The sequence below is a fragment of the Henriciella sp. AS95 genome (genome assembly GCF_038900055.1).
GTDB lineage: Bacteria > Pseudomonadota > Alphaproteobacteria > Caulobacterales > Hyphomonadaceae > Henriciella.
In genome coordinates this window covers 666,596-683,212 of record NZ_JBBMQM010000001.1, presented here as the reverse complement: position 1 = coordinate 683,212, position 16,617 = coordinate 666,596, and the positions used below count along the sequence as shown (strand labels likewise).

The following is a 16,617-nucleotide window of genomic DNA, read 5'->3' as shown; positions in this document are numbered from 1 at the left end:
TCCCATGATGAAAAGGCAGAAACATGGCAGTGCAGAGGGGCGACTACAGGGCGCAAGTCTGAGACCTATATTAAGCGCATGATCCGTCCGGACCTCCTTCTCTGCCCGACGCCAAAGGGGCTCTATTGTCCGCCCGGTGATTTCTATATCGACCCGGTGCGAGGCGCAGTGGACCGGGCCGTCGTCACACATGGCCATGCCGACCATGCGCGCGCGGGACATGGATCGGTGCTCGCCACGCCCGAAACGCTGGCCATCATGGCGGCGCGCTATGGCGAGGCTTTTGCGAAGACGACCCAGGCCATCGAATACGGCGAAACGGTCGAGATAAATGGTGTCACTGTGTGGATGTCACCGGCCGGGCATGTGCTTGGCTCCGCGCAGGTCGTCGTCGAATGGAAGGGCCTGCGCATGGTGTGCACGGGCGACTATAAGCGCCGGCGCGACCCAACCTGCCGCCAGTTCGAACCGGTAGAAGGCACACATGTCTTCATCTCCGAAGCAACGTTCGGCCTGCCTGTGTTCAAACACCCAGATGATGCGGGCGAGATCGCCAAGCTGCTGGACAGCGTCGCAGCCTTCCCGGAACGCACGCACCTTGTCGGGGTCTATGCGCTCGGCAAGGCGCAGCGCGTGATCAAGCTGATCCGGGAGGCCGGATATCAGGACACGCTGTACATTCATGGCGCGCTGGAAAAGCTCTGCACGCTTTATGAGGATCATGGCGTTGTGCTTGGGCCTCTGGAAACGGCGACGCTGGAGGCAAAGGACCGCGGCGCGCAGGAGCGGTTTCGCGGCAAGATCGTGCTCGGCCCGCCCTCCTCCTTCCATGACAAATGGGGCCGGCGCTTTCCCGACCCCCTGCCCTGTTTCGCCAGCGGCTGGATGGGCGTTCGCCAGCGGGCAAAGCAATCAGGCGTCGAGCTGCCGCTGATCATCTCCGATCATGCCGACTGGGACGAGCTGACTGAAACCGTGCGCGAAGTTGACCCCGAAGAGCTCTGGATCACGCATGGCCGCGAAGACGCGCTGGTACGCTGGGCCGAGCTGGAAGGACGCAAGGCGCGGCCGCTACGGCTGGTTGGCTATGAAGATGAGAATCTGGATTAGACGTCATTAGGAAAATTCGCGTTTCAGGTGCATGATCTGGCCGGCCCAAGGGCGGAGAAACACATGAAACATGCAATCTTGTTGAGTCTGACGGTCCTGGCGCTCGCGGCCTGTCAGGGGTCTAATTGTTCGAAAGCCAAGCCAACGCTGTTAACCGCCAGCAACGCCGCCACAACGGCGAAGGCGGCGGAAGATCTTGCGCTCAACGAAGTCTACACCCGCCATCCGTCCCGCGCGCTGGTCGATATTGCGACCGCACGCCGGCGCAGCATCCAGCCAAGTGTCTACGAGGTGCATGTCGAAATGACAGGTTCGCCTGAGGCGCGAGCGATCTATGACGTCATCATCGGCGAGGATGAAGACGGTGAGATGATTGTGACAGGGTTCACCAAGGTGCAGTAGTCAGGCCGCTTTGCGGGCCTTGAGGATCTTGAAGGTTGCATTGGCGCGCGCCACCACATCGCCGTCCGCCGTGACAAGCGCGTCGGTGAAGCAGATCGAACCGCCTGTCTTCACGAAATGCGTATCGACTTCCAGCCACTGGCCGATCCGGGCAGAACCGATGAAATCAGTGTTCAGGCTAACCGTGACGAGACCAGCAATGTCGGTACGGTTTTCGGCTTTCAGGACTTCGCCAGTGCTGAGCCCCATGGAATTGTCCGCCAAGGCGGCGATGAGACCGCCATGGGCGAAGCCGCGCGAATTGCAGTGGGCTTTGGCGACATGCAGGCCCATCAGGAGCTTTCGATCGGCGCGCTTTGAGTAAAGCGGCTCCCATGGGTCTGTGAAACCAGACTTTTTGAAATGCGGCGCAAACCCTGCCGGGATTTCCATGTCTGTCATTGTTCGCCCTCCCACCTATCTATTCGTGCATGCAGGCCTTTTCCGACCTTCTTGAACGCTTGATCCTCACGCCTTCTCGCAATGGGAAGATCGCCCATCTTGTAAATTACTTCACCAGTGAAGTAAATCCGGCAAGAGGCTGGGCGCTGGCCGTTCTGGCTGGAGAACTGGAGCTGCCGGGCGTCAAGGGCGGCACGATCCGCAAGCTCATCACCGAACGCACCGACCCGGAATTGTTCCGCATGTCCTATGACTATGTCGGTGATCTGGCCGAAACCGTCAGCCTGATGTGGCCGGGCCAGCGGGGCGCGAACCGGGTGCCGCCGATTGATGATGTGGTCGAGGCGCTGCGCGGCGCCACGCGAGCCCAAGGGGAGCGGCTGGTTGCCGGATATCTCGACATGCTCGACCCGCGCCAGCGCTGGGCACTTCTGAAGATGGTGACAGGGGGCCTGCGCATCGGTGTTTCGGCGCGTCTGACCAAGCTCGCGCTCGCCGAAATGGGCGGCGTCGACCCGGCAGAGATCGAGGAAATCTGGCACGGGCTGGAGCCGCCTTATGAAAGCCTGTTCGACTGGCTGGAAGGCAACGCCGACAAGCCCTCGCCTGACATTGATGCGCCGTACCGGCCTGTGATGCTGGCGCATCCGCTGGTGACCAAGGACAAGCGCGATGACCCGGATGCCGTCGATCCGGCCCTGATTGATCCTGATGTGTTTGCTGCAGAGTGGAAGTATGACGGCATCCGCGTCCAGGCCGTCAGCGAGAACGGTACGCGCCGTCTCTATACACGCACGGGCGATGATATCTCGCACACCTTTCCGGATGTGCTGGCGGCGATGGATTTCGAAGCGGCGATCGATGGCGAACTGCTGATCCGCGCCCCGGATGGCGGCGTCGCGCCGTTCAACGAGCTTCAGCAGCGCCTCAATCGCAAGACGGTCAGCAAGAAACAGATGGACGCGCGCCCGGCCATGATCCGCGCCTATGATTTGCTGGTCGATGGCGATGTGGATTTGCGACCGCTAAGCTTCAGGGACAGGCGTGAGCGGCTCGAAGCTTTCATCAAACGCCACGGCGGCGACCGGTTTGATCTCTCTCCGCTTGTGCCCGTCACGACCCTCGAAAAGCTCGAAGAGGCGCGTAACAACCCGCCAGCCCCGGAGATCGAAGGCCTGATGCTCAAGCGCTGGGACAGTGTCTATGTTGCCGGGCGGCCAACCGGTCCATGGTATAAATGGAAGCGCGATCCATTCCTGGTCGATGCGGTGATGATGTACGCACAGCGGGGTCATGGACGGCGCTCAAGCTTCTATTCCGACTTCACCTTCGGCGTCTGGCGCGAGGGCGAGAACGGCCGCGAGATCACGCCCGTCGGAAAGGCCTATTTCGGCTTTACCGATGAGGAGTTGAAAGACCTCGACAAGTTCGTTCGGGAAAACACGATCGACCGGTTCGGGCCTGTCCGGTCGGTCACGGCGAGCGAAGAAAAAGGGCTGGTGCTTGAAGTCGCCTTTGAGGGCCTGCAGCGAAGCCCGCGCCACAAATCCGGCATCGCCATGCGCTTTCCGCGCATCAACCGGATCCGCTGGGACAAGCCCGCAGCAGAGGCCGATACGCTGGACGCGCTCGAAAAGCTGTTGCCGCCGGCTGTGTCGTGACGATTGCTGATGCGAGTTTTCAGTCGGGCACAAACAGGCTACAGGAAGCGCGCATGCAACGATCCTACGCTCTCCCGCTCCTGATCACGGCCATCCTTCAATGGACGGCGCCGCTCCTGCCGCTCTTCGGGCTGGGCGAGACGGTCGGACGCCGTGCGACGGGGGAAGGTATTCCACCGGAAATTCCGCTCGGCATCTTCTTCTCGATCTGGAGCGTGATCTTTCTTGCCTATCTGGTCTTTGCCTTGCTGGCCGTGTTCAAACCGACCTATCTGGAGCAGCGCCTGACACCGCCGCTGCTGATTGCTGGCGCGGGGAATGTTGTCTGGATGCTCAGCGCTCAGTTTTTCGGCAATGACTGGGTGAACTTTCTCCTGCTCATGCCGATCCTGGTCTTTGCCTGGGAAAGCGCGTTCCGGCTGCACCGGATGGGCGGCTGGGACGGGACAGGCCGACGGTTCCTGGCCGCGCTGCTGACGGGGCTGCTGTCGGGATGGATTGCCGTCGCTATTTCGATTTCGGTCCCAGGCCTTGTGCGCGACTTGCGGGGGCTGCAGGAAACCGATCAGGTCTGGATTTCGCTTTGGGCGGCGCTTGTGCCGGCCGCGATCCTCGCCTGGGCCTTTGCCCGTTATGTCAGCCGGGGCTGGTGGTTCTATGTCGCCTTTTCATGGGGGCTGACAGGGGTCGTGCTCAATAACTGGCTGCGCACCGGCACGCACCTGCTTGCTATCGCGGCAGCGATCGCCGGCCTCTATATCCTCTGGCGCCGTCTGCGGACTGAGCCGAGACCAGCGTTCCAGTAAGTGAAGCCCCTTAACTCTGGATCGACGCTTCGACCGTGTCGTTGAGGCTCTTCACAAGCTGCGGCGTGATCGTGCCGTCTGCTTCGAGACCGTTCTCGGCCTTGTAATTGGTAATGGCGGCAATTGTACCGGCGCCCATGATGCCGTCGGCAGGGCCGGGCTGATAGCCAAGCGCAGCAAGGACCGTCTGGATGGCGGATACCTGCTCCACCGAGCTGACCTGCCATGCCTGGCTCGTGAAACGGCCGTTTGCCAAGGCTTCGGGCTCGGCCGGCGACCAGGCTGCGGCGCGGCGTTGCGCCTGCTGGGCGACTTCCAGTGACAGGATCGAACGCAGCTCTTCAATCTTGTCTGGTGCGCCTTCGTCACCCTGACGGGCGGCGACTTCGTACCAGTACAGCGCTTCAGACTTGCTCGGAGAGATGCCAAGCCCTGCTTCGTATAGAACGGCGAGGTTATACTGGCTGTCGGTGAGGCCATAATCAGCGGCCTTGCGGAACCATTCGGCTGCGGCGGCATAGCTTTGTGAGCCGCCGTCGCCCTCAGCATAGTAGACAGCGAGGTCATGCATGGCCTTGACGTTTCCGCCTTCCGCCGCGCGCTCGGTCCATTGACGCGCCATGGCGAGGTCACGCGGCACGCCGAGGCCCTTTTCATGAAGCTTTGCGAGACGGTACTGGGCTGCCGGCTGGCCGTCTTCAGCGGCGCGGCGGACCAGGGTTGGACCACCGGTATAGTCGCCGGCTTCAAGGCGCTGCTCGCCGAGGATCAGCTGCGCGACCGCATTTCCATCAGCCGCCGCCGATTCCAGCGTCGGCGTGTCTGGAATGGTTGGCAGGGCAGCAAAATCTATCTGGGGCTCAGGCTCAGGCTCCGGCTCTGCAACCGGGGTTTCTTCGACAGGCGCGACTGCCGCCGTCTCCGTTTCAGGTTCGACCAGCGGGGGAGATGGCTCGGTCATGCCGACGGGGACCGCTTCGGCTGCGTCATCGAACAATTCGTCTTCAACCGCAGCGGCGTCAGCCTCGCTAAGCGGCGCCTCCACAGGGGCAATATCATCGGCGACGGGCTCTTCGACCGCCGTTTCAGCCGGCGCAACCGTCATGCCCTGTGTTGCGACAGTCGGCTTGCCGGGGTCGTTCTGCAGGCCGCGCAGGGTGATGAGCGTCCCTGCGGTCGCGGTCGCCAATGCAACAACGGAGACCGCCGCGATGAGGGGCACCTTGTTCGACTTCTTCTTGGCAGGGGCAATTGCGGCGGCGCTGTTGCGCCCGTTTCTGCGTGAGCTGCTTTCATTCGCTGCCATGGCCGCCTGGCGCGCCCGTGAGAGATAATCGAGCGGCTCATCTTCCTCGTCCAGAGCCACCTGGAATTCAGCCTCGTCCTGTTCTCCTGTCTGGGTCGGCAGAGCGGCCTCAGCGAATGCCTCGGAGGTTTCTCCGTCGGCATCACTCAGGTCAAAGTCGTGCTCTTCGCCAAAAATGTCGCTGTCGCGGGTCTCATCGCGCCCGTCATCCCAATCGACCAGTGCAGAAAGCGGATCGTCCTCTTCGCTCTCCTGGGCAGCCTCAAACGGCGCTGGCTCATCAGCGAAGACGTCGTCATCCATGGCTGGGAAGGCTTCATCCATGGGCGGGGACGCTTCGTCCTCGATGAGGTCGTCCAGATCATCGAGCTCGGGCAATCCGGCGAGGAACTCGTCATCGTCGTCTTCGGGCTTTGGCTCTTCGGCAGGCGCGGCATCCAGGGCTGCGGTCAATTCTTCCAGATCGCCGACTTCAGGTTCGTCAGGATCGAAATCGACCTCTTCGGTCAGCCAGTCGCTGGCTTCGTCCTCGGCGTCGAACGATGGCGCAGGCGGTGGCGTTGGCTCGGGCGCGGCAGCGGGCTCTTCAAAATCATAGGACTGCGCCGCCGGCTTTTCCGCGTGCGGTGGGGTCGTGAAATCCTCGAGGGATTCCAGCCGTGTCGCGAGCGAGGCAATTGCCTTCTGCACCGGTGAAAGCGCGGAAGACTGCTGCGACTGCATCTGTTCGATACGGTCCGACACGCCGGTCAGGGCATCAGATAGGCGCATGTCCTGCTGCTTGCGAGCGCTTTCGAGCGTTTGCTTGAGCTCGGTAAAAGCTTTGTCCTGACGTGCCTGCAGACGTTGCGCGACGCTGGCAACCTGTTCGCCCACCTGTTCGATGGCTGACGCGCTGCGGGTCTCGCTGTCATCGACACGCTGATCGAACTGGTCAGCGAGCGATTTCATCTGGCCGGTGATCCGGTCAATGACATCATCATTATGCTGGCTGAAGTCTTCCAGGCGCTGGGAGACTTCGTTCGACAGCGCTTCAACGTCGCGGCGCACTTCGGTGACGGCTTCGGAGGCATCGCGCGCTTCAACGTCGCGGATACGGGCATCGAAGGCAGATGAGATCCGGCCCATCTGTTCGGTCATGCTTTCCAGCGCGCGGCTTGAGCGCTCTTCGCCGGTTGTTACACGCTTATCAAGCGACCCGATCGAGTCCTCGATGGACTTCAGTGCGTCTGGCGAAGCACCGGCGGCCGCGGCCTGCTCGATCTCGCGGGCCAGCTCCTGGCGCGTGCCCTCAATGGTGGAGCGCAGCTCCTCGGCCAGGCCATCAAAGCGTGATTCAAATTGCTGCCGCAGCTCGGCCGCCTTTTCGGGCGATGCCTGCTCGGCGATGGTCTCAATACGCTTGTCGAGGTTTTCAAAGGTCTGTTCCAGCGTCGTCATCGCCGAGTTCGTCATGGTCTCAGCCCGGTGCAGGCGTTCCTGCATGCGCGTCATTACCGACTCGATGGAAGACAATGCGCCGGCGACATCGCCTTCAACCGCGCCGATGCGATCATTGAACTGGTCGATACGGGCGAGACGTGAAGACACGCCGGTCTCCAGCTCGGAGAACCGTTCGGAGAGGTGTTTTGCAGTGCCTTCAGCGCGCAGCTCGGCCTGCTCGACCTTGCGCTCTACTTTCTGGGCTGCTTCCGACAGGGTCGAATCGATTTTAGTCTCGACGCCGGCAACGCGGTCATTGAGGTCTTCGATACCGGTCTCGACGCGGGCGCGCACAGAAGCGGTCTCGTCCTGGCGGCGCGTATTCTCGTCGTAGATGTGGGAGGCGAGCTGACCAACAGCCTGCTCAAGTGACTTCAGCGTTTCCAGATTCCGGTCGCTGCGGTCGTCTTCCTCGATGGTTTTGATTTTGGTCTGCAGCGCATCATAAGTCTCGCGCAGGTCCTGCAGGGTGGATTCGACATTCTCGACGACATCGTCGGTCTTGGCGTCGGTGCGGTTAAGGCGTGTGACCAGTCCGACCAGAGACTGGTCGATGCCGGTGAGCGCGAGGGTCGAGCGGGCCTCAACAGCTTCAAGCCGGGCGATCAGGCGGTCGAAAGCACCACGGGACGGGCCCTGATCGTCTTCGCGGTGATCACTGGTTTCAACGGCGCGCGGATAACGCGGCGTGCCACGATCACGAGCAGAAGGCGTGTCCTCCTCGCCGACTTCCAGCAGCATTCGGTTGATGTATTCGCCAATCGTCAGACCTTCTTCGCGAGCGGCATCCCGCGCTGCGTCGCGCGCGCGCTGGTCGATACCCTTCACACTCCAGGGTCCGTAATTGCTCATACGATTACTCCATCAACTTTCCGGCGGAAAAGCTCTGCAGGAATGCCCCATGCCACCAGAATCTTTTCATGGATGGGGCGCGTCGTATTAAAAGCTGGTTAAAAAGGTAAACAGGCGGTGCGAATTTATTCAGTGTCTGAAAACGTCTGCGCAATTTCGCAAAGGTGAATGACAAGTCAGTTGACGTTCGCGTAAAGGGAATACATATTTCCGGCATGCCAGACACAGCTTCACTCTCCATTTCCGAGAGCCGTACATATTCGATCTCGGAACTCGCCCGCGAATTCGGCATCACGCCTCGCGCCCTCCGTTTCTATGAAGACAAGGACATGCTTCACCCTGCACGGGACGGCATGACCCGCGTCTACTCGCATCGTGACCGCGCCCGTGTGACGATCATTGTGCGGATGAAACGCCTTGGCCTGCCGCTTGCCGATATCCGCGAGATTCTCGACCTCTACGGCCTCGGTGACAATGAGCGCGCCCAGAAGCGCAAGACGCTCGAAAAGTTCCGCAACCAGGTCCGCGAATTCGAAAGCCAGCGCGAAGATATCGAGGTTGCCCTCGTCGAATTGCGCAAGGGGATCGACTGGCTTGAGGAAGACCTCGCCAAGATTGGCCCGTCGGACGATCATGCTGACAGCGTCGCCGCCTATGATGCGGTCGCCCGCAAACAGCTTGATGACGCCTGATCCGGACTGAAATTCTAAACAGATAACAGGCTACCGGATCTGAAAATGATCCGGGGCCTTTTCCCAATTCAAGGAAACAAAAAATGCCGCGCTATGATGCCCCCGTCCGCGACATGCAGTTCATTTTTCATGATGTCCTGTCGCTGCAGAACTATTCCAATCTCGAAGGCTTTGCCGACGCATCGCCAGACATTATCGACCAGATCCTGGAAGAAGGCGGCAAGTTTGCAAAGGAAGTCCTCTTCCCTCTGAACAAGGTGGGCGACGAGCAGGGATGCGTGCGCGCCGATGATGCGTCGGTCAAGACGCCCGACGGGTTTCCAGATGCCTATCAGCAATTTGTCGAGAATGGCTGGCCGCTGCTGTCCAAGCGCGAAAGCCATGGCGGACAGGGCTTGCCGCATCTACTTGCGATCGCGATGAGCGAAATGGTGTCGTCCGCCAATATGGCGTTCGGCATGTATCCCGGCCTCACATCTGGCGCTTATGAAGCGCTGATGGCCGGTGGTTCGGACGAGCAGAAGGCGACGTACGGGCCGAAAATGGCCTCCGGCGAATGGGCCGGCACGATGAACCTCACCGAGCCACAATGCGGCACTGATCTCGGCCTCATCAAGACAAAGGCTGTCCCGCAAGACGATGGCAGCTACAAGATCACTGGCCAGAAGATCTGGATTTCCGGCGGTGAGCAGGACCTGACAGACAATATCATTCATCTTGTCCTCGCCCGCATCGAAGGCGCCCCCGACGGCATCAAGGGCATTTCGCTCTTCGTAGTGCCAAAGCACATCCTCAATGAAGACGGCACGCCCGGGACACGCAATGCGGTCTCATGCGGCGGGCTTGAAGAGAAGATGGGCATTCACGGCAATGCGACCTGCGTCATGAACTATGACGGGGCGACGGGCTGGCTCGTTGGTGATGAGCATAAGGGCATGCGCACCATGTTCGTGATGATGAATGAAGCGCGCCTCGGCGTTGGCCTGCAGGGACTGTCTCAGGCCGAAGTGGCCTACCAGAATGCGGCAGATTTTGCCCGCGAGCGCCTGCAAGGCCGGGCGCTCTCTGGCCCAAAAGCGCCGGAACAGCCAGCTGACCCGATCATCGTTCATCCCGATGTGCGCCGCATGCTGATGGACACCAAAGCCTTCATCGAAGGCGGCCGGATGTTCACCTACTGGACGGCGCTGCACGGCGACCTTCTCCACAAATCCCCGGACGAGAAAGTCCAGGAGAAGGCCGGCGACTACATGGCGCTGATGACGCCGGTGGTGAAAGCTTTCCTGACTGACCGTGGCCTGAAAGCCTGTAATGACGCGCTGCAGCTGCATGGCGGCACAGGCTTCACGCAAGAACAGGGCGTCGAGCAGTTCGTCCGTGATGTGCGCATCACGCTCATTTATGAAGGCACAAACGGCATCCAGGCGCTCGACCTTGTCGGCCGCAAACTGGCCGCCAATGGTGGCCGGGCGATCTTCACCTTCTTTGCCGAGATGGATGACTTCATCGGCGAGCATGAAGGTGATGACGACATGGCGCCCTTCGTCGAAGGCCTGAAAAAGGCGAAAGCCGAGCTTCAGGAAGGCACGACCTGGCTGATGCAGAACGGCATGAGCGACTTCAATAATGCCGGGGCAGCGTCCACCGACTATCTGCAGCTCTTCGGACTGACCGCGCTCGCCTATATGTGGGCATTGATGGCGAAGACGTCACTTGAGAAACAGGGGTCTGACCCGTTCTATGACGACAAGCTGACCACGGCGCGGTATTATATGAGCCGTGTTCTGCCGGAAACGAGCGCGCACCTCGCCAAGCTGAAAACTGGCGCTGAACCCCTTATGGCGCTCGACGCAGAGCGCTTCTAGGCCGGGCGGTTTCACCCGTTCGGACCAGCGCCTGAACGGGCTGAGATTGGTGCCGCACTATGACGTTACGTGAGGGCTCGCGCCACAATCGTGTGAGCCATATATGTTGACGTGAACGTAAACGGCAATTGCCGTCCGATCACGGACAAATTTGGAGAAGTCTATGCAAGACGTGTTGAACGTCGCCCCCTCGAATTGGCGCCAGGATGAGGAAATCTCGATCTTTTCGGACGCCGTCGGTCAATTCTTCGAGCGCGAATGCGCGCCGCATGTGGAAGAGTGGCGCAAGCAGGGCTACGTGCCCCGCGAAACCTGGAAGAAAGCCGGTGAGGCGGGCCTGCTCTGCGCATCGATTTCTGACGAATATGGCGGCGCTGGAGGTGATTTCCGCCATGAGGCCGTGATCATCGAACAGCAGCAATGGAAAGGCATCGACGGCTTCGGCATCACGCTGCACAACGCCATCATTGCGCCCTATATCGAGGCCTTCGGCTCAGAAGAGCAGAAGAAGAAATGGCTGCCGAAAATGGCATCCGGCGATCTGGTGACCGCTATCGCGATGACCGAACCGGGCACAGGCTCCGACCTCCAGGCGGTGAAAACCACCGCGAAGAAGGACGGCAATCACTACGTCATCAACGGGTCGAAAACCTTCATCTCAAACGGCCAGACCGCAAACCTCGTCGTCGTTGTCGCCAAGACCGACCCGACAAAGGGCGCGAAAGGGATCTCGCTGATCGTTGTCGAGACCGACGAGGTCGAAGGTTTTGAGCGCGGCCGCAACCTCGACAAGATCGGCCAGAAAGCGGCCGATACGTCTGAGCTGTTCTTCAATGATGTGCGTGTCCCCACTTCAAACCTCCTCGGTGTCGAGGAAGGCCAGGGCTTCGTCCAGCTGATGCAGAAACTCCCGCAGGAGCGCCATGTGATCGGCCTGCAGGGCGTTGGCATGATCGAGCGAGCGATCAAGGAAACCACCGAATACGTCAAACAGCGCAAGGCGTTTGGCGGCACGATCTGGGACTTTCAGAACACGCAGTTCAAGCTCGCCGAAGCCAAGACCGAAGCGACCGTGGCGAAAGTCTTCGCCGATCACTGCACCGAGCTTCTGCTGCAAGGCAAGCTCGATGCAGCGACGGCCTCCATGTCAAAATACTGGATCAGCGATCTGCAGTGCAAGATCGTGGACGAGTGTCTGCAGCTGCATGGTGGCTATGGCTATATGGATGAATATCCGATTGGCCAGATGTATGCCGACGCCCGCGTCCAGCGGATTTATGGCGGCGCGAACGAAGTGATGAAAATGCTGATCGCGAGGACGATGTAGACGTGACGAAGTGGCTCGGCATCGCCTCCATCATTCTCGGCATCATCGCTGTGGCGCTCGGCGCCTATGTTGAATTTGGCCTGCCTGAGACGCCGGGAGCCGATGGTTATGTCCCTGCCCTGTTAGGTCTCGGCTCAATTGTCATCGGTGCAATCGTCCTGCGCCTACACAAGAATATCGATCTATGAACTTCCCCCGAAAGGAGCCCCCGAAATGACTGAAGCTTATATTTACGACGCCGTGCGCACGCCGCGCGGCAAGGGCAAGAGCTCAGGCTCTCTGCACGAAATCACATCGCTGTCGCTGGCGACGCAGACCCTCCAAGCCATTCGCGACCGCAACGAGCTGGACACCTCCTATGTGGACGATGTCATTCTCGGCTGCGTCTCACCGGTTGGCGAACAGGGCGCAGATATCGCCCGTGTGGCCGCCCTCAACGCAGACTATGATCAGGAAACAGCTGGCGTTCAGGTCAACCGTTTCTGCGCGTCGGGCCTTGAGGCCTGCAATATGGCAGCCGCCAAGGTCATGGTCGGTGAAGCCGACATGGCCATCGGCGGAGGCGTCGAAGCCATGTCCCGCGTCCCGATGGGCGCTGATGGCGGCGCCTGGTCGACCGACCCGCAAGTCGCCCTGAAGACCTATTTCGCCCCGCAAGGTGTCGGCGCTGACACGATCGCCACCAAATGGGGGTTCTCACGCGACGATGTCGATGCCTATGCGATCGAATCCCAGCAGCGCGCTGCGAAGGCCTGGGAAGAAGGCCGCTTCAAGAAATCCATCGTGCCGGTGAAAGACCAGATGGGCGCTGTCATCCTCGACCATGACGAGCATATGCGTCCGGACACGACGATGCAGTCTCTGGCATCGCTCAACCCATCCTTTATCGGCCTCGGCGGCATGGGCTTCGACGAGGTGATCAAGCAGCGCTATCCTGAACTTGAGAGCATCAACCACGTTCACCATGCCGGTAATTCGTCCGGCATCGTCGACGGGGCTTCGGCGGTTCTCTTCGGTTCAAAGGAAGCCGGCGAGAAACTCGGTATGAAGCCGCGTGCCCGGATCAAGGCGATGGCCTCCATCGGCTCAGAGCCAGGCATCATGCTGACCGGCCCGTCCTATGTGACCGAAAAGGCGTTGAAAAAGGCTGGCATGGATGTCGGTGATATCGACATTTACGAGCTGAACGAGGCTTTCGCGGCGGTGGTGCTGCGCATGATGCAGGCGCTCGATATTCCGCACGACAAGATCAATGTGAATGGCGGCGCGATTGCCATGGGCCATCCGCTCGGCGCAACCGGCGGCATGATCCTCGGCACCATGGTCGATGAGCTGGAGCGCTCCGACAAGGAAACCGCGCTCATCACGCTTTGCGTTGGCGCCGGCATGGGCACCGCAACGATCATTGAACGCGTTTAAGAGGTAGACTGAAGATGAACCTGGAAACATTCAAATTCGATATTGATGGCGATGGCATCGCGCACGCGCAGTTCGACGTGCCGGGCCGCAGCATGAACACGCTGACGGGCAAAGCCATCGCAGACATCATCGCGATCTCCAAAGAGGTCGCGGAGAATGACGACATCAAGGGCCTCGTCATTTCATCCGGCAAACCATCCGGCTTCTGCGCCGGGGCCGACCTGGGTGAGATGGGCGACCGCGCCGGGGCTTCCTCCGGCGGCGATATGAGCGAAGACGAGAAGCTGAAAGCGAAGTTCGATCAGGGCTTTTCGCTGAACAAGACGCTTCGCGAGTTGGAAACCTGCGGCAAGCCGGTGGCCTGCGCGCTAAACGGTCTCGCACTGGGCGGCGGCCTCGAAGTGGCACTCGCCTGTCATTACCGCGTTGCGGCCAACGACAATCCAAAGCAGCAATTCGGTCTGCCGGAAGCCAAGATCGGTCTCCTGCCCGGTGCTGGCGGCACGCAGCGCCTGCCGCGCCTCGTGGGCGTCCAGGCGGCTCTGCCGCTGATCCTGCAGGGCCAGAGCTTTTCCGCCGAAGACGGCAAGGGCATGGGCGTCATTAATGAGCTCGCACCCGGTGCCGAAGTTGTCGAGAAAGCGAAAGCCTGGGTGAAAGCCAACCCGACAGCCAAGGCCCCATGGGACGAGAAAGGCTTCAAGGTGCCCGGCGGCGTTCCGCACAAGAGCCCGGGCGCTGGCCAGGTCCAGACCATGGCGAATGCCATGCTGGCGGCCAAGACCTATGGCAATTATCCGGCCCAGAACAACATCCTCTCCTGCGTCTATGAGGGCATTCAGGTGCCAATCGATGCCGCGTTGCGGATCGAGACGCGCTACTTCATCAACACCCAGTCACGCCCGGAAGCCAAGGCGATGATCCGCTCGCTCTTCCTGTCGACGCAGGCCCTCTCCAAAGGCGGTAACCGTCCGGATGGCTATCCGAAAACCGAGTTCAAGAAGATCGCGGTGATCGGGGCTGGCCTGATGGGCGCGGGTATCGCCTACGTCCAGGCCAAGGCGGGCATTCCGACCGTGCTCGTCGACATCTCGAAAGAGAATGCCGAGAAGGGCAAGGATTATTCCCGCAAGATCGTCGAGAAGGACATCTCTCGCGGCAAGTCGACCAAGGAGAAGGGCGACAAACTGCTCGACCTGATCACGACGACCGACAATTATGATGACTTCAAAGGCGCTGACCTTGTCATCGAAGCGGTGTTCGAGAACCCGGAACTGAAAGCCAAGATCACTGAGCAGGCCGAAGCCGTGCTCGGCGAGGATGCGGTGTTCGGATCCAATACCTCGACGCTGCCGATCACCGGTCTCGCCAAGGCGTCCAAGCGCCCCGAGAACTTCATCGGCATCCACTTCTTCTCCCCTGTGGAGCGGATGGGGCTGGTTGAGATCATCTCAGGCGAGAAGACCTCTGAAGAGACGCTTGCCAAGGCGATCGACTATGTGCTCGCCATTCGCAAGACGCCGATCTCGGTCAATGACAGCCGCGGCTTCTACACCTCGCGCTGCTTCGGCACGTACACGCAGGAAGGCATGCAGATGCTGGCTGAAGGCATCAAGCCTGCCATCATCGAGAATGTCGGCCGCCAGTCCGGTATGCCGATGGGGCCGCTGGAAGTCTCCGACTCTGTCGGGCTCGACACGGCTCTCAAGATCGGCCGCCAGATGGCCCAGGCCTCTGGCATGGATTACGACAAGAACGAGCTTGGCCAGATGATGGCCTGGCTGGTTGAGGACCAGGGCCGGGTTGGCCGCAAGGCCGGCAAGGGCTTCTACGACTACAATGAAAAGGGCAAGCCAGAGCGGCTGTGGCCCGACCTCAACAGCCGGATCGACGTCAAGGTGGACGAATGCCCGCCCGAGCTGAAGCAGCATCTGAAGAACCGCTTCCTCGTACGTCAGGCCATCGAAGTGGCTCGCTGCTTTGAGGAAGGCGTCATCACCGATGCACGCGACGCCGACATCGGCTCCATCCTCGCCTGGGGCTTTGCGCCCTATACCGGCGGATGCTGCTCCTATGTCGACCTGATCTGGGGCGTCGGCCCGTTTGTCGAAGAGGCTGAGAAGCTCGCCGAACAGTATGGCGACCGTTTCAAGGTCCCTGCCCTGTTGAAAGACATGGCCGCCAAGGGCGAAGGTTTTTACGACCGCTTCCCGCCGGGCGGTGTGAAGGAAAAAGTCGCCGCCTAGACCGGCGACGTCGCCAAAGAGTGAAATGGAAAAGCCGGGGCCACGCGCTCCGGCTTTTTTGCATGAACCCTCAGAACCAAGGCGCTCAGGACCCGCTGAGCTCGACATACCAACTCCGCCTCTCGGTACGTGAGCTGCCGAAATAAGGCGCGAAAGGTCGACGGCCGGTCCGATCGGTTTAGGTCGTGGTCCAAGTGACCGATCAACTGCAAAAGGACAGCAACATTCTGCAAAGCTTAAAAGTCTCTCGCAGGTTGCTGTGGTAAGGTTAATTCTATCCAGAACGGAAGAGATTGATGGCTCGCCCAGTAGGTGTAAGAAATCCAGACTTCGAAAAGAAGAAAAGTGATCTGATCGACAAACTGACGAGTTTTGTCCTGTCAGACGGCGTTGCGCTGCCTTCAATGCGGCAGCTGGCAATTGCAGCTGACACGTCTCAACCGACGCTGAATCACTATTTCTCCGATCGCGATGGCGTGATCATTGCGGTCATCGAACGGCTACGAATCATGTCGGAGCCATTGCGCCGGCAGCTGCGATATGCCGAACGCACCGTTGAGGAATCGATTGCCGGCTTTATCAAGATCGTGAAGGACCTGTCGGGCAACGACACCTATCTTCGGTCTCATTCGTTTTCGATCCGCGAAGGCATGGTCAATCCGGCGGTTCTGAAAGCGTACATAGAACAACTTGTCGATCCAGCGATTGATGCCATCGCCGAGCGGATTGTGAAAACGCCGGGTGGATCAAAGAACTTTGCAACAGCACGCGTCGCCGCGCGTGCGCTCTACGATGCCGCAAACAGTATCGCCATGCGGACCGCCCTGGCGGGTATGAGGCCGGATGCAGACGAGTTTGAGCGCCAGTTGGCGCTTATGGAAAACTGGTTCCTTCACGGCTTTCTGGACTATCCTGATGGACCTGTCTTATCGACGGCTTCAGATGGCAGAGAGGCTCGGCCCCGCTAGGTCACCCCAGTGTCAGCCTCCCAATAAAAAAGGCCCCGGC

Annotated in this window: 13 protein-coding genes; 11 read left to right on the top strand and 2 right to left on the bottom strand. The window is 60.2% G+C overall.

Annotated features, from left to right (window positions below; all coding sequences use genetic code 11):
* The first annotated feature begins 78 nt into the window (after window positions 1-78).
* Window positions 79-1,110 carry a ligase-associated DNA damage response exonuclease gene (locus WNY37_RS03560; protein ID WP_342972084.1) on the top strand — a complete coding sequence of 344 codons (1,032 nt, stop codon included), beginning with the start codon at window positions 79-81 and terminating at the stop codon, window positions 1,108-1,110.
* 63 nt (window positions 1,111-1,173) lie between these two features.
* Window positions 1,174-1,512, top strand: a complete 339-nt coding sequence (locus tag WNY37_RS03555) for a hypothetical protein (protein ID WP_342972083.1) — start codon at window positions 1,174-1,176, stop codon at window positions 1,510-1,512.
* Here the strand turns inward: WNY37_RS03555 and WNY37_RS03550 are convergent, their stop codons facing one another.
* Entirely contained in the window at window positions 1,513-1,953 is a 441-nt protein-coding gene (locus tag WNY37_RS03550) for a PaaI family thioesterase (RefSeq protein WP_342972082.1), read from the bottom strand.
* 29 nt (window positions 1,954-1,982) lie between these two features.
* On the opposite strand from WNY37_RS03550, the gene WNY37_RS03545 reads away from it, so the two are divergent.
* Both WNY37_RS03545 and WNY37_RS03540 read left to right on the top strand, forming a co-directional pair.
* Window positions 1,983-3,614, top strand: a complete 1,632-nt coding sequence (locus tag WNY37_RS03545; protein ID WP_342972081.1) for a cisplatin damage response ATP-dependent DNA ligase — start codon at window positions 1,983-1,985, stop codon at window positions 3,612-3,614.
* 53 nt (window positions 3,615-3,667) lie between these two features.
* A complete protein-coding gene (locus tag WNY37_RS03540; RefSeq protein WP_342972080.1) occupies window positions 3,668-4,420 on the top strand; it encodes a hypothetical protein in 753 nt (250 codons plus the stop codon).
* 10 nt (window positions 4,421-4,430) lie between these two features.
* Here the strand turns inward: WNY37_RS03540 and WNY37_RS03535 are convergent, their stop codons facing one another.
* The gene (locus WNY37_RS03535; protein ID WP_342972079.1) at window positions 4,431-8,060 is read right to left on the bottom strand and encodes a peptidoglycan-binding protein; all 3,630 of its coding nucleotides are present in this window, start codon (window positions 8,058-8,060) and stop codon (window positions 4,431-4,433) included.
* Between the two features lie 215 nt (window positions 8,061-8,275).
* Here WNY37_RS03535 and WNY37_RS03530 point away from each other — a divergent pair, with 215 nt between their 5' ends.
* The 7 genes from WNY37_RS03530 (at window position 8,276) to WNY37_RS03500 (ending at window position 16,577) form a co-directional block, all read left to right on the top strand.
* Window positions 8,276-8,752, top strand: coding sequence for a MerR family DNA-binding transcriptional regulator (locus WNY37_RS03530; protein WP_342972078.1), 477 nt, complete (start codon window positions 8,276-8,278; stop codon window positions 8,750-8,752).
* An 83-nt stretch (window positions 8,753-8,835) separates the two neighbouring features.
* On the top strand, window positions 8,836-10,617 hold the full coding sequence (locus WNY37_RS03525; protein WP_342972077.1) for an acyl-CoA dehydrogenase C-terminal domain-containing protein: 1,782 nt from the start codon (window positions 8,836-8,838) through the stop codon (window positions 10,615-10,617).
* Between the two features lie 163 nt (window positions 10,618-10,780).
* Complete coding sequence (locus WNY37_RS03520) at window positions 10,781-11,944, top strand: acyl-CoA dehydrogenase family protein (RefSeq protein WP_342972076.1); 1,164 nt, start codon at window positions 10,781-10,783, stop codon at window positions 11,942-11,944.
* Between the two features lie 2 nt (window positions 11,945-11,946).
* A complete protein-coding gene (locus WNY37_RS03515) occupies window positions 11,947-12,132 on the top strand; it encodes a hypothetical protein (protein WP_342972075.1) in 186 nt (61 codons plus the stop codon).
* A 25-nt stretch (window positions 12,133-12,157) separates the two neighbouring features.
* Window positions 12,158-13,363, top strand: coding sequence for an acetyl-CoA C-acetyltransferase (locus WNY37_RS03510; RefSeq protein ID WP_342972074.1), 1,206 nt, complete (start codon window positions 12,158-12,160; stop codon window positions 13,361-13,363).
* Window positions 13,364-13,377: 14 nt separating this feature from the next.
* The gene (locus WNY37_RS03505; protein WP_342972073.1) at window positions 13,378-15,609 is read left to right on the top strand and encodes a 3-hydroxyacyl-CoA dehydrogenase NAD-binding domain-containing protein; all 2,232 of its coding nucleotides are present in this window, start codon (window positions 13,378-13,380) and stop codon (window positions 15,607-15,609) included.
* Window positions 15,610-15,905: 296 nt separating this feature from the next.
* Window positions 15,906-16,577 (top strand): hypothetical protein, encoded by a 672-nt coding sequence (locus tag WNY37_RS03500; protein ID WP_342972072.1) that lies wholly within the window; start codon window positions 15,906-15,908, stop codon window positions 16,575-16,577.
* Window positions 16,578-16,617 lie beyond the last annotated feature (40 nt).

What these genes read in the sequence shown, in the direction of transcription:
- WNY37_RS03560 (WP_342972084.1), top strand. Translation starts at nt 79, where the DNA reads ATGATCCGTCCGGACCTCCTTCTCTGCCCGACGCCAAAGGGGCTCTAT.
- WNY37_RS03510 (WP_342972074.1), top strand. Translation starts at nt 12,158, where the DNA reads ATGACTGAAGCTTATATTTACGACGCCGTGCGCACGCCGCGCGGCAAG.
- WNY37_RS03525 (WP_342972077.1), top strand. Translation starts at nt 8,836, where the DNA reads ATGCCGCGCTATGATGCCCCCGTCCGCGACATGCAGTTCATTTTTCAT.
- WNY37_RS03555 (WP_342972083.1), top strand. Translation starts at nt 1,174, where the DNA reads ATGAAACATGCAATCTTGTTGAGTCTGACGGTCCTGGCGCTCGCGGCC.
- WNY37_RS03530 (WP_342972078.1), top strand. Translation starts at nt 8,276, where the DNA reads ATGCCAGACACAGCTTCACTCTCCATTTCCGAGAGCCGTACATATTCG.
- WNY37_RS03505 (WP_342972073.1), top strand. Translation starts at nt 13,378, where the DNA reads ATGAACCTGGAAACATTCAAATTCGATATTGATGGCGATGGCATCGCG.
- WNY37_RS03550 (WP_342972082.1), bottom strand. Translation starts at nt 1,953, where the DNA reads ATGACAGACATGGAAATCCCGGCAGGGTTTGCGCCGCATTTCAAAAAG.
- WNY37_RS03540 (WP_342972080.1), top strand. Translation starts at nt 3,668, where the DNA reads ATGCAACGATCCTACGCTCTCCCGCTCCTGATCACGGCCATCCTTCAA.
- WNY37_RS03545 (WP_342972081.1), top strand. Translation starts at nt 1,983, where the DNA reads ATGCAGGCCTTTTCCGACCTTCTTGAACGCTTGATCCTCACGCCTTCT.
- WNY37_RS03500 (WP_342972072.1), top strand. Translation starts at nt 15,906, where the DNA reads ATGGCTCGCCCAGTAGGTGTAAGAAATCCAGACTTCGAAAAGAAGAAA.
- WNY37_RS03520 (WP_342972076.1), top strand. Translation starts at nt 10,781, where the DNA reads ATGCAAGACGTGTTGAACGTCGCCCCCTCGAATTGGCGCCAGGATGAG.
- WNY37_RS03535 (WP_342972079.1), bottom strand. Translation starts at nt 8,060, where the DNA reads ATGAGCAATTACGGACCCTGGAGTGTGAAGGGTATCGACCAGCGCGCG.